This is a genomic window from Pseudorhodoplanes sp. (assembly GCF_059499825.1).
Window position 1 is genome coordinate 632685 of record NZ_JCABZI010000005.1, and the last position, 12224, is coordinate 644908.

Below are 12224 nucleotides of genomic sequence, written 5' to 3' on the forward strand. Positions count from 1 at the left end.
GTTGCAACCGCCAGCCCGGAACTCATACCACCTGCACAATCGTTAGTCCGCATGAAGCGCGCGGGTGAAACAACAGGAAAACCGGAATTGTCGCTGGAGGAGCGGCGTGAGCGCCGCCGTCTTCGTCGCGAGAAACAGCGAGAAGATAACATCAAGCGTGCGGCAAAGATGCGCGCCGCTCGGCTAAAAATAGAAGCCGGTACCAGCCCGCCGACCGACGGCTTACAGACCTCCATCTTTGTCGGCTGCTCCGGTTGGCGCTATTGGAAGTGGCGCGACTCCTTTTACGCAGGTGTCCCTCAACCGAACTGGTTCGAGCATTACTCGAAATGCTTCGACACCGTGGAGATCAACGCCTCTTTTTATTCTTGGCCGACGGTCGCAAATGTCCAAGCCTGGCGGCGTCAGGCAGCCAGCAAGCGTTTCATTTATACGGTAAAGGTCAATGAGCACATCACGCACATCAAGCGCTTCATCGGCACAAAAACCCTCGTCAAGGATTTTGGGATCATCGCCGATATCCTTGGCGAGAGGATGGGGTGCTTTCTTTTTCAGCTTCCTCCGAGCTATCACTATACGAAAGCTCGGCTGACCGCGATTGTGCGTCAGCTCGATCCAGCGCGCCGCAACGTCGTGGAATTCCGACATAAGAGCTGGTGGAACGAAAGCGTCTACGAGGCGTTCCGGAAGGCCGGCATAATCTTCTGCTCATGCAGCGGACCGCGTCTACCCGATGAACTTGTCCGCACCGCCGACGAGATTTACCTACGCCTCCACGGTCCCACGCGTTGGTACCGGCATGATTATTCGGACGAAGAGCTGGCGGTATGGGCAGAAAGGATCAACGCGTGCGGCGCGAAGCGGGCGTGGATATATTTCAACAATGATCACGACGCTCACGCTCCCTCTAATGCGCTCAGGCTACGGCAAATGCTGAGACCATCGGAAGGAAACAACTGACTATCGGGCGCGGCGGGAAATCAATCTCGACCCGCGCCCGCTCTTCCAAGGTCTTACTTTGGCCGGGAATTTCGTCCTCCGCTCTTGAATATGCTGAACCCGCGCAAATTTCGCGCGGGCTAACTCAGGCCAACCAACGGGCCTATCAAGATGGTCCCGGTCTGGCATCATTGGACGCGCCGCAGGCGTAAAAGTGGAGACCATGTGGGTCGCCCTGTCCTTGCAGCAGTGAACCTTACTGTCGACCGATCGTCGCCTCGCAACCCTCTTACCGTCTCCGCGTTTAGACAGCGAGGAGTTGCGTATGAAAGACCATCTTATCGCTTTGTTAGAGGCCGTCCGCCTAGCCCGCCTCGAGCTTGAGTGCCACCGGGATCCACAGTGCCGTGCCAGAGAGGAATGGACTATCGCAAGGCTTTCAGCACTTCTGGAGAGTGCCGACGTTAATCGCGCAATGAAAGCGTTGGTGCCTGATGAGGGCTCCCCCTCGATTGTGCCTGAGGTGCGCGGAACGCAAGTGCAACCTATCAAACTGATGAACCACTAACACGCAAGCTACACTAAGTCGGGCCGACTAATGGAACGACTAAGTACGTGCGTAGTTCAACCTGAACCACTCATCAGGGAGGTATTGATATGCTGAACAAAATTGCGCTGGTCTGCGCGGCAAGCCTACTTTCCGTTTCGCTAGCGACGGCTCAGTCCAGCGGCCCATCATCTACCGCTGGAGGCGCGCAGGGAACCTCTAAATCCGGGGATCTGGAAAAGCCCGTGAAGGCAAAAAAAGCCAAGAAAAAATCCGGCCCTTCCAGTGAGAGCTCACCCTCCTCCACAGCCGGCGGTGCCCAGGGCACGACCAAAGGCACGGGGGCTGTTCCGGGAAAGCGCTAACCTGTTCTTTGTGGATCACGTTGATGCATCGGCTGAAGTATCGGTGCATCAATGCGCTATTGGCTTTGCGTTATCGCACGTGAGCGCGGAGACTCTAGGACACGCACAGGCGCTCGCCGAAATGCAACTTGTACATCTTCTTCATCAGCGTTCGGGCACTTCGATATCGGATGTTGTCCCTTTCTGAGCCAAGGGACTTCTGCGGCTGAATCGGGAGGCCGAAACGGATGTCCAGCGGCTCGCCCAACCGCGCCTGGTAGCGCGGCGGCGGCTCTCTTGTCATTTCCGCCCAGTCTACGCTTCGCTCCCACTTAACGCTCAATGAATGCTTTCGTGAACTCCGCCCCGAACAAAAATATTTGGACCGAATAGTATACCCAGAGAAGAAAGACTATTAGTGATCCTGCCGCGCCGTAGGTGGAGGCGATCGCACTGCTTCCGATGTACCAACCGATCAGGGACTTACCGACTGTGAAAAGAAGTGCGGTGATGACGGCACCCATAGCCACGTCTCGCCAGGTCAACGGCCGATCCGGAAGGACTTTGTAAATTGCAGCGAAGACGAGCGACAAAAGGCCGAAAGAAATAATCGTATTCAGGGTGCTCACCACCACTTCCCCGAAGGGCAGGATCGCGTTCAGATACGTTCTGAACGCGGTAACTCCCGCGCTGACGACCAGTGAAATCACAAGCAGAAAGGCAAGCGCGCCCACCAAGCCCAAACTTGCTGCTCTCGCGCGGATAAGGCGTGACACTGTCGTGCCGGTTGGCTTTGCCTTCCAAATGACATTCAGAGCCGACTGCATTTCTCCGAAAACGCCGGATGCGGTTGCGATTAACGTCACCACTCCGACGATCGCAGCAACGGTCCCGGTTTCGGTATTGGAGGCGTTGGCAAGTGCCGTCTGTAGGAATTCCGCGGTTTGCTTCCCCATGAGACCAGAGAGTTGCTCAATGACGGCGCCTTGCGACGCTTCACGGCCGAAAACCATCCCCGCGATGGAAATGACGATTAGTAAAAGGGGCGCAATTGAAGTCGCCGCATAAAATGCAATGGCAGCCCCCCGGGTTAGGGCCTCATCCTCGATAAAGGCAAAAACACTACTTTTGAGGAGGTGCCAAGCTTTCTGCATCCTAGAAAAATCACAGCCCGTGTGAAAAGTTCCTGGACTCGCCCCAGAGGATGAAGACCCGTAAGGCTGTGATGATTTCAGTGGAACAAGGCGGTCGGACTGGATCCTGACGCTTGCGGCGCCTAGCGACGTCCCAGCGCAATCCCAACGTGTCTTGGCAATTCAGAAAGGTCATAGGGCTTGGGAAGAAACGCCGCGCCTTCAATCATCTCAGGCTTCGTTCCAGCGGCTCCACGGGAGCCTACGCGGCCTCAGGCGGCGAACAGGCCGTAGGTCTCGATCAGGCCTCAGATACTTATGACAAGGCGCCCGACATTGCGAGCCGCGCTGGGGATGCCGAGCAGGTCGCATCCGACGCCGCGTCCTCGCTACGAGATGAGGTGCGCCGAGTGCTCGACCGGCAGGTCAACCACGGCGCGGAATACCTTGGTCACGCTGCGTCCTCAATCCGCACCGCCGCTGCGACTTTTCCAAAAACGCGCCACCGCTTGGAGCTCTAGCCGGTACAGTTGCCGACAGGTTGGCTACCTATGCCCAGACCGTAAAGGGTAGGACTGTCGAAGATCTTTGGCATAACGCGGCAGACTTCACGCGGCGTCAGCCGGCACTGGTGTTCGGGCTGGCATCGCTTACGGGCTTCCTCGCCTATCGAACCTTCAAGAACACGAAGCCGACGTCATCGATGACGTCGGGAGTCGATAATCCGGGCGGAGAGTTCCACGGCACGTGACGCGGGCGGCGCATCGAGCGTTGTATTCTGTCGAATCTTTGAAGACGTCGAATACGGTCGACCGCTATCTCAATAACTTCAGCAAATCCACCTGCTTCTGTGTAACCTGTTCCGTCGTGCATTGACTGGCATCTTTGTCCGGTCGAAAGCGAATGAGGGACGTCCCATGTCGAAAGCGCCCACCAGAATAGTGATCGTAGCTGACCTCAACGACGAGCCTCGGTTTGAGTGGCTGCCACTTTGCCGCGCGTGTGGACGACCAGCGGCTCGGTCCGCCGGGAGCATCGCCCGTAAAGCCTGGCGGCTCGATTAACCGCTCAAGTTTTTTGGTTAAATGTAGCTTGTCCGCGCTGGGAATGTTAGAGGTGAAGCCAACATGGTTGAGCCTTCCATCACTGTCGTAAAGGCCGAGCAGCAGTGATCCAACAACATCCCGTCCCTCGTTGTAGCGGAAGCCCCCGACCACACAATCAGCGCTGCGATAGTTCTTGATTTTTTGCATGCCGTTGCGACTGCCCGACAGGTAAGGCACGTCGCTTCGTTTCGCGATGACCCCGTCGAGCGCGCCGCCAGCCTGCGAAAGCCATTTCTTCGCCTCACCAAATTTGGTTGTTGCGGGTGATAGGCGAAACTGATCGGTTTTCGTAAAGTTCGTCTTTGCAAAGGCTTCGAGACGCTTACGTCTCATCGGCAATATATTATTCGTCAAAGACCCTTTTCCATCGCTAAGCAGATCAAAGACAATCAGTACTGCTGGTGTTTCCTTTGCCAGTTTTGCCACCCGGCTGGCCGCAGGATGAATTCTTTGAAGCAAGGCATCGAAAGAAAACGTCCGCCTCGCCGGCACTGCTATTTCTCCGTCGAGTACGAAACGTTGATCTTTCAACTTTCGAACCGCATCGACTAGATCGGGAAAGTATCGCGTCAGCGGCTTACCGGCTTTTGACTGCAGCAGGATGTCGTCGCCGTCTCTAAACAGCAAGCAACGGAAGCCGTCCCATTTGGGTTCATACTGCCATACGTCTCCGACGGGGATCTCATCTACTGATAGCGCTTCCATCGGTGCGAACGGTGGTCTCACCCTACTCACTAAGCGCAACGCCGGTTCTTTTGAAAGCCGTTCCCTCATCGGAGGCGCCTATTTCCCTGGTCTTGCGCTGTGGAGCGCCAGGATCGACGTCGTACGTCCCGCCCATTTTATCTCTCAAATCGCTTATGCGAAAGAAACCGCTTCTCGCACCTAATGTTCCGGGCATGTCATAAGTCTCGCCTGAGGTTGCGCAGCCCGATCAGGCGCGCGGGCCGAGGAACAGCGCCGCCGTCGGTATCGTCATTCGACAGACCACGCCGGTCGACGGATAGGACAGTTCGGCAGATGCGCCAGGAATATCGGCGAAGGCTGCGTGAATAAGCCGGGTGCCAAATCCCACCCTCGATGGCTTCGATGGAGCCGACCCCCCGGTTTCCTTCCACTTTAGGACTACGGTGGGTGCGTCAGGTCCGGCATGGAAATGCCAAGCGATCGAAATCAAGCCCGTCGTTGACGACAGGGCGCCGTACTTTGCCGCGTTGGTCGCCAACTCATGCAGGGCCAGGGAAAGAGCAAGCGCAGTCGACGCTCTCAGCTTCACATTCCCACCTGATTCCACACACACGCGCTCAGGCCCTCCGAATGCCTGCACGACTGAATCGACGATCTCGTCAAGGCCCGCGGACTCCCAGCTACTGCGCGTCAGGAGGTCGTGAGCGCGTGACAGAGCCGATAGGCGCTGAAAAAGTGCCTCTCTCGCTTCGCCAGGCGTCTTGTTGTCTCTGATCGTATTGTGAGCGATCGACTGGATGCTGGCCAAAGTATTCTTGACCCGGTGATTCAGTTCGTTGGTCAGGAGATCGCGCTCACGCTCTTTGGTGCGAATGGCCTTCGACGCCGCGGCAAGCGCGCTGCCCACGGCCGAAAGATCCGTCAGCCTTATATCAGCTTCTGCGACCTTCCTGTTATCTGCAAGCGCGGCCGCCTGCTCCGTCAGCGCATTGACGTCCCTCGCGAAGAGGCGGCCCAGTATGAAGGCGAACAATATGGACAAGCACAGCGAAATCAGCGCCGTGAGTACAAGTGACAAAAGGAGCCGGCGGTACGGTGCCGCAATCTCGTCATTTTGCACGTTGGCGGCAACAATCCAGCCGGACCAGTTCGATTTGACGTAACCGGAGATCAGTTCAACCCCTTCGAAATTTGTGACCTGAAAGCTCCCCCGCGGCTTTTCCGCCAGCTCCAGAAACCGGCTGTTGGCCGGCTTCGCCGTTACCTCTTCATGTTTCACCGAGCGCGCCAGCATGTTTCCGTTTTGGTCGCCAACCGTCGCAATCCAGTTCGGCGGCAGAGCCTTGGCGATCACGTCCCGGATATACGAGGTGGGCAAGGTCAGACTTAGGATCATGCCTTTCTGAGGGAGCGGCACCGCAATCGCGAAGCGCGCTTCGCCAGAAATTGGGCTTCGGTAGACGCCGGTGACCGTCGGCCGTCCGGCCAGGTAATTGTTTCGCTCGGCTACGGTAAGGGGAATTGCCGGCGGCAGATCGCGTCCAAACTCTCTCTGGGTGTTCAGGAACTGCCGGCCTTCCAGATCGCGCAACAGAATGATCCGTTGCGGATCCACGGCTGCTAGGCGCTTTGCTTCGATATAGAAACTCCGAAGATCGTCCTGCGCCAGAGAACTGGAAACCGAGAGCCCCTCCAGTAGCCCTAAATTCTTCTGCAGAGTTGCCGTGATTAGGCTGTCGAGTTGAGAAGCGAATTGCTCGGCCTCTTCAAGGGTACGACGATATTCCGACTGATAGCTCCGGAACAGCACGCTCCCGTCGAAAATAAGCAGCGGCAACACGATCACGGCGCCCAGTATAAAGAGATAGGTTTGGCTGGAAAAACGCAACCTGGATCGCATATAGTGCGCTGGCCTCTTCGCCACCCTATCAGCCCCAATATTATCCCACTATGTCAAAATACACAGGCAATGCGGTGCGCGTGTTCATTGCAGAAGACGAGGTCCTCGTTCGCATGCTTCTTCTTGATATGGTGGAGGGAGCAGGCTGCGAGATTACAGGCGTCGCTGCAACTGTCGAGGACGCCGAGAGGCAGGCCCAGTCGGTCGAAGCCGATGTTGCTCTGTTGGACGTGACGTTATTCGACAAAGACATCTTCCCAGCCGCAAAGGCTTTCGGTCGCCGCGGCATCCCCATCATATTCTGTACCGGCTATGCCAAGGGCGATCTGCCGGCAGAATGGGCCGGTTGCGGGATTCTGCGCAAACCATACACCCAGGATCAGCTTGTCAACGCGCTCCGCAGTTTGCCGCAGTCGACCCACCACGAATCCTCCGATTGCAACTAGAGCGTTTCGCCTGCCCAGCCAGCTGGGCGCCCCGCGGAATTAGGTCGCCGCTTTTCGTAGCGCCTCCATTTCATGTATCTTCTGCGCGAGTTCCCTGCTCTGTCTCTGGAGCACTTCAACCACGTCGGGACGGTCGCCAGCCCGGATACAGTCGCCGTATTGCTCGAGAATGCGAGATTCCCCATCGATTAGCCCAGGGACGATATTTTCGTCGACGCCGGTAAACACAGACCGGATCTTGATGATCGTCCGGTGAATGTTTGACATGAACGAGCCGCTTTCATCCGGCACTTCTCCCATGGCGTGCAGGCATTGATCCAGCTGCCGATGGTGCGCGGACCGCATGGCGATCATGCCGCTCACGAGCGCGCTGACCTTTGGGTCCTGCAATTCCTCTAGGGCGGCCCGGTAGCCCTCCATGCTATCGACGAGTTGCGTATGCAGTGACTTCAGCTCTTCTGTGAATTCGGTCATGAGCCGTCCCTCGATTTAGATTTGTACCTGCCCTCGCACCCGCGCTCGGTACCGCCAACTGGAGAATTACTAGGGACTAATCGAGCAGTGCATCCTTGGCCGCCTGCCTGTTCCGGCGACGTCGGAGGAAATACGCAAACAGCGCCACCGCGACCACGAGTGCTGCGCCAATAGACATCTGGGTGGGAATGATATCCATCTGCCGCTCCGATCGCCCCTCTTTGGACGTCGGTTAAAAGTAATTCACGGCTACTCCGTTCCCGTGTGACTTGTGTCAGATATTTCTGACAACCTAGGACGCCATCGGCCGTTCGTTCGCGGCGGCGATCACGACTTTGGCCTGCTACCGGCCCTCCGGGATTTTGCCCTCCGTTATATGTTGTCGTGCGGAAATTCGCCTCGGCTCTCCCGTAGTGCCACCTGGGAATGCTAATTCGGGTTCCAGTTCCTCTCGCACCTCCAAGCGAAGCGGAGAATGTTGAATCCCAGTTCCTCCCGCTCCGCCAAGCCGAGCTGAGCCGGTCGCAACGATGCAGCGTCCCATCGGGAATTGCCGCTGCTCGTCTGATATTCATAGCCGCTCTGCACGTCTAACCTGTCAGGCCGGTTCGTCGGGCTGATCCTGCCGCGAGCGACTATGGCGGACCGGCGCCTAGGCTGTGGTCGTACATTGCCACCGCCGTCGCGGCCGGCGTCATCATCGCGATTATGTTGGATACGTCTTTTTTTAACTCATCGCCCCCGACTCATCCACAAGGGTGAAGGAGCCGCGATGGAAATTGACACTCTTCCTTTAATGGAATGCCCGCATTGCAAGACCCGGTTGCGGATCCCGGCCTACATTCCGGCCACTGATACGTTGCCCGCAGACGCAGGCTATTGGTGCGAGGATTGTCAAAAAGAGACGACGGTGGAAATCGACGAAGCAGACTAGACGACAAGCGTATCGGCCCACTAGCTAAAATGCTTCGGTCGATGTCTTGCCTTGCGTTCTGCTGCGACAGCCCTTGATTGCCGATACTCGAAACCGCATTCGCAATCGAAAGCGATCCGGTAGTCGTTTTCGGCCCGGCTTCCATATGGCCGAATCTCATCTGCTTTGCGCAGCGCGGGCAGATGATGGTGGAGAACATGGCGGGGAATGGTTTCGCATGCATCACAAACCCATACGCGGCCACTGGGACGACCGATGATAGTCCCGGCTTTACGAGGCCGTCATGTCATTTATGTGCTGCGCCGCAGCGCCCCCTTCTCAAGCAAATTGCCTTTGACCCTATTCCATGAGCCGGATGCCGTCGAAAAGCCTATTTGCGATCCGCAGAAGCCGCGCGGGAGAACCTCGGCAAGCTTGGTTGGATTAAGGTAGGCAACAACCTCCAAGGTCTTTTGGCCGACCACTGTTAATCTTGCGTTACTCAGCGGCTGTCAGACTGCCACCCGATCGCTTCGGTACTCAAACTTCGATTGTACTACTCAAGATCGTGCTTTCGTCGCAATGGGTTGGCCGTCTCGTCGTGACCGCTTCGCGCTGTAGAACATCAACGTCATTAATCCACCACCGATTGCTAAAGAAAAGAACGTACCTAAGCCGAGTGCTATCCACCCATGGGCCCCCATCGGAGCTCCGTCGGATGATGCGCTCCAAACGCTGATGGCCCAGATGATCGCAAGCACTAACAAGCCAAGCAGACAGGCAATAAGTACGACCGTCCCGATGCCATGTTGCGCATTCGATGCCTCGTTCAAATCGAACAACTCTTGAACAAACGCTCGTCCGCCGATCAGTTGCTGGGAACACGGCGCCAGCCGCCACAGCATAGCCGTCCTAAAAAAAACGGTCCGGACTGCGGGGGACAGGCCGGACCCAAAAGGATGCGAGGGATTTACGCAGAGCTAACGCGGCCAATTGGCCTTTGTTCCGGCCGGGGGCATCTGGGCAATCGCGGGGCCGGGGCGGACCAAAGCTCTGCCAGGCGCCTATGATTGCGGATCCGTAGCGGCTGCAGAGCCCCTCCGTTGCGGTTAATCGTTCGCTTGCTTTTCGCCGCGGGAGTCCGCATTGGAACAATTCGGTTCGGGGGAAGGGAGGGACGTCGCCGTGCCGGATTTCGTGCGTACATCCTAGATATAAATGGTCACAACATCGGCGTTCACGAGCTCATAGCAGTTGGCCGTGACGAGGCAGTCGCAGCTGCAATCAAACTGGTCGACGGTCACGCCCTTGAGCTATGGCAAGGTGCGGAAATGATCGGCACGCTCAGCCCCAGCAATTCGGGCAGCGGGCCGACCTTCAAGCGACCATCGAGACGGTGACGTCACCGTTTCACTCGTGCCGCGAGCCAAATCAGAACATTCAGCCCGCGGATGCGGTTCGGGTTTCATGCCCTTAAATCCGCGGCGCCGCTGTGATTTGATCGAGACCGCGTCACGCCCGTGCAGGGGCGATTCGAGCTATCCGTCGCCGGGCGGCCTCTACGGAACCGGAACTGCGCGTGTTTAACATTCCCTCTTGTGCGGCGATGCAGCGATTCAGGCTAGTGAATGCAGTTTCGCAACACCAAGCGATCTCCGTTAAACCGTGACTACAGACAAGTTAAGCTTCCAGCATGCGTTTCATCTCGCTGGGAATACCGAGATAGAGACCGCGGTCACCGCTAAGCGTTCGGCAGATTCGGCGTCGCTTGTATCGCTCCGGTATACGGATTTTGATAGGCCGTGACGGCCAGCGGGCCAAGGGCCATGACGCAGATCATGATGACAGCAATAACCTCTTTGCCTCTAAGGGTGCCGTCGGAGACGGGTTCGGCTTGATAGCCTTCAGGGAGGTCGTGACGTCCGATCATGTGTTCTCCTGCGGGGACAAGCCTCGCTTGATCCCGACGTTCCCTGCTGCCGGGCGGAATCCTGCCGCCACAAATGAATTGCAGCACGGGCGCAAAGAACTTGCTGGTGTACTGGACGCTGAACTCTTAGGAAATTGGGGTGGCGTGAACGGGCCCGGGAAACTCGCATGACCGCTAGCAGGTACGGGCACAATCCCGCCCACCCGACACCGCCTTTGAAAATGGCGTGCGTTTATGATGCGCTCGGCGAGCGCGTCGAGGACGGACAAAAGAAACAATCTCACGCATGACGCAGCGTTGAACCAATCTTTCGCGCGGTTCGCCGGCCCGCGCAGTGGTCCGTTACAGTCGCAATGGAGTTGTTCCCACCGATTGTACCAACCAGCCTGATTCCCCTGATCGCGGCCAGAACAGGTTAGGTTGAGGTAATCGGCGCGGTAGAGGCGTCGGCCGACGGCACAATTTGCTTCTTGAGGTTCGGCAACACGATGACCTTTCAGGTAAAACCTGCGCTCAGACCCGGCATCGGGCCAGTTTAAAATCAGACCCCGGCTTGGTGTGATCAGAGACGAACAGGTCCCTCCAGTGATCCCAGCAGATCGTTGAATTCTGCAGCTCTTGCAGGGCCGTGCTGCGATCGAACTGATGGGCAGCATAGCTCGCGCTGTCGACCCCTGATCTGTCCCTGTCTTTGGTGCACAGGCCGGCCGGGCGCACCTCCCCGAAACGCTATGCGTGCCTCTCTTTCTGCAAATTCAATTGCGGAGGTTTTTCGGGAGATCGTTGTGAATATTGGTCGCAGCAATGGCGGCATGGCCGAACGCCACCGCAATCTGGTCGAGTTGTGACGCAACGTCGCCGGCTGCGTACAGCCCCGGGAAAGAGGTTTGCTGGTGTTGATCCACCAGGAGCGCGCCGTCTGCATCTGTCTCGGCGCCCAGGCTCGCCGCAAGGGCGAAGCGCGGCTTGCCCCGCCGTGAAGACCAGCACGTCGCGCATGAACCGGGCAAGATAGGTCGCGGCAGTAAGACCGGCGGGCCCGCCACCGATCACGAGACAGTCGATCAGCTTATCCCGCATCTTTGCGTCTCCTGGCGTTCCGTTTAGCTGAGATCGTCAGATAGAGTGGTTTGCGGACAAAGAAAACGCGGGCGGCGGTTTCGTAAAAGCGTCCCTGAAGACTGCTCCGGTGGCTTCAGGCCCCGTCATGTATACGGTCCGCGTGGACGAGCCCGACCCCCGCTTCGGCAACATGCTGCTGGAACAGTTTGGCGGCGCGAATGGAGAGCTCGCAGCTGCGATGCAGTATTCAATCCAGGGGCTTAACTGCGAAGACCCGGGCCGCAAAGACCTGCTGATGGATATCGGCACCGAGGAACTGAGCCATCTGGAAATCGTGGGCACGCTTGCCCGCATGCATCTGAAGCCCATGAAGTCGATCCGCGAAGAGGCGGAGGCCGATCCGCTGATCGCCATTGCGGGCGGCGGCGGTGTTAACCTGTTCAACTCCCAAGGCAATCCGTGGACCGCCGACTACCTGAAAATCACCGGTGAACTCGACGTCGATCTGCGCAGCAATATCGCGGCCGAGGCGCGCGCCAAGATCGTCTATGAGCGGCTGATCAACTTTTGCCGGGATTCCTGGACGAAAGACGCGCTCCAGTTTCTCATGACCCGTGAAATCACACATATGAAGGCGTTCGCCGCCGCGCTCGAGACGATGGGCAAACCGCCGTTCACGATCGGGCGTATCGCGCCCACGCCGGGGCTTGTCGATCAGTTTTTCAACGACTCCACCGGTGAGG

General features: G+C 57.5%; 14 protein-coding genes and 1 pseudogene. 6 read left to right on the forward strand and 9 right to left on the reverse strand.

What is annotated here, in order from left to right; genetic code table 11:
• The first annotated feature begins 51 nt into the window (after positions 1 to 51).
• Positions 52 to 960 (forward strand): DUF72 domain-containing protein, encoded by a 909-nt coding sequence (locus AC5I5I_RS10275; protein WP_495972513.1) that lies wholly within the window; start codon positions 52 to 54, stop codon positions 958 to 960.
• 636 nt (positions 961 to 1596) lie between these two features.
• On the forward strand, positions 1597 to 1851 hold the full coding sequence (locus tag AC5I5I_RS10280) for a hypothetical protein (protein WP_495972515.1): 255 nt from the start codon (positions 1597 to 1599) through the stop codon (positions 1849 to 1851).
• A gap of 311 nt (positions 1852 to 2162) precedes the next feature.
• On the opposite strand, the gene AC5I5I_RS10285 is transcribed toward AC5I5I_RS10280, so the two are convergent.
• On the reverse strand, positions 2163 to 2984 hold the full coding sequence (locus tag AC5I5I_RS10285; RefSeq protein WP_495972517.1) for a YihY/virulence factor BrkB family protein: 822 nt from the start codon (positions 2982 to 2984) through the stop codon (positions 2163 to 2165).
• Between the two features lie 520 nt (positions 2985 to 3504).
• Here AC5I5I_RS10285 and AC5I5I_RS10290 point away from each other — a divergent pair.
• Positions 3505 to 3714, forward strand: a complete 210-nt coding sequence (locus AC5I5I_RS10290) for a hypothetical protein (RefSeq protein WP_495972519.1) — start codon at positions 3505 to 3507, stop codon at positions 3712 to 3714.
• 64 nt (positions 3715 to 3778) lie between these two features.
• Here AC5I5I_RS10290 and AC5I5I_RS10295 read toward each other — a convergent pair whose 3' ends face one another.
• Both AC5I5I_RS10295 and AC5I5I_RS10300 read right to left on the reverse strand, forming a co-directional pair.
• A complete protein-coding gene (locus AC5I5I_RS10295) occupies positions 3779 to 4843 on the reverse strand; it encodes an ATP-dependent DNA ligase (protein WP_495972521.1) in 1065 nt (354 codons plus the stop codon).
• A 160-nt stretch (positions 4844 to 5003) separates the two neighbouring features.
• Complete coding sequence (locus AC5I5I_RS10300) at positions 5004 to 6644, reverse strand: sensor histidine kinase (RefSeq protein WP_495972523.1); 1641 nt, start codon at positions 6642 to 6644, stop codon at positions 5004 to 5006.
• Between the two features lie 62 nt (positions 6645 to 6706).
• Here AC5I5I_RS10300 and AC5I5I_RS10305 point away from each other — a divergent pair, with 62 nt between their 5' ends.
• The gene (locus AC5I5I_RS10305) at positions 6707 to 7102 is read left to right on the forward strand and encodes a response regulator (protein WP_495972525.1); all 396 of its coding nucleotides are present in this window, start codon (positions 6707 to 6709) and stop codon (positions 7100 to 7102) included.
• A gap of 39 nt (positions 7103 to 7141) precedes the next feature.
• Here the strand turns inward: AC5I5I_RS10305 and AC5I5I_RS10310 are convergent, their stop codons facing one another.
• Both AC5I5I_RS10310 and AC5I5I_RS10315 read right to left on the reverse strand, forming a co-directional pair.
• A complete protein-coding gene (locus tag AC5I5I_RS10310; protein WP_495972527.1) occupies positions 7142 to 7576 on the reverse strand; it encodes a PA2169 family four-helix-bundle protein in 435 nt (144 codons plus the stop codon).
• A gap of 76 nt (positions 7577 to 7652) precedes the next feature.
• Positions 7653 to 7775, reverse strand: coding sequence for a hypothetical protein (locus AC5I5I_RS10315; RefSeq protein WP_495972529.1), 123 nt, complete (start codon positions 7773 to 7775; stop codon positions 7653 to 7655).
• Between the two features lie 573 nt (positions 7776 to 8348).
• On the opposite strand from AC5I5I_RS10315, the gene AC5I5I_RS10320 reads away from it, so the two are divergent.
• A complete protein-coding gene (locus AC5I5I_RS10320; protein WP_495972531.1) occupies positions 8349 to 8510 on the forward strand; it encodes a hypothetical protein in 162 nt (53 codons plus the stop codon).
• Between the two features lie 539 nt (positions 8511 to 9049).
• Here the strand turns inward: AC5I5I_RS10320 and AC5I5I_RS10325 are convergent.
• The 4 genes and pseudogenes from AC5I5I_RS10325 to AC5I5I_RS10340 all read right to left on the reverse strand — a co-directional run.
• Complete coding sequence (locus tag AC5I5I_RS10325; RefSeq protein WP_495972533.1) at positions 9050 to 9394, reverse strand: hypothetical protein; 345 nt, start codon at positions 9392 to 9394, stop codon at positions 9050 to 9052.
• 836 nt (positions 9395 to 10230) lie between these two features.
• Complete coding sequence (locus AC5I5I_RS10330) at positions 10231 to 10419, reverse strand: hypothetical protein (protein ID WP_495972535.1); 189 nt, start codon at positions 10417 to 10419, stop codon at positions 10231 to 10233.
• Positions 10420 to 11174: 755 nt separating this feature from the next.
• Positions 11175 to 11324 (reverse strand): hypothetical protein, encoded by a 150-nt coding sequence (locus AC5I5I_RS10335; protein WP_495972537.1) that lies wholly within the window; start codon positions 11322 to 11324, stop codon positions 11175 to 11177.
• 82 nt (positions 11325 to 11406) lie between these two features.
• Positions 11407 to 11499 (reverse strand): annotated as a pseudogene (locus AC5I5I_RS10340) (hypothetical protein); the annotation flags it as partial.
• Between the two features lie 127 nt (positions 11500 to 11626).
• On the opposite strand from AC5I5I_RS10340, the gene AC5I5I_RS10345 reads away from it, so the two are divergent.
• The coding region (locus tag AC5I5I_RS10345) for a manganese catalase family protein (RefSeq protein WP_495972539.1) at positions 11627 to 12224 on the forward strand (598 nt) is incomplete at its 3' end.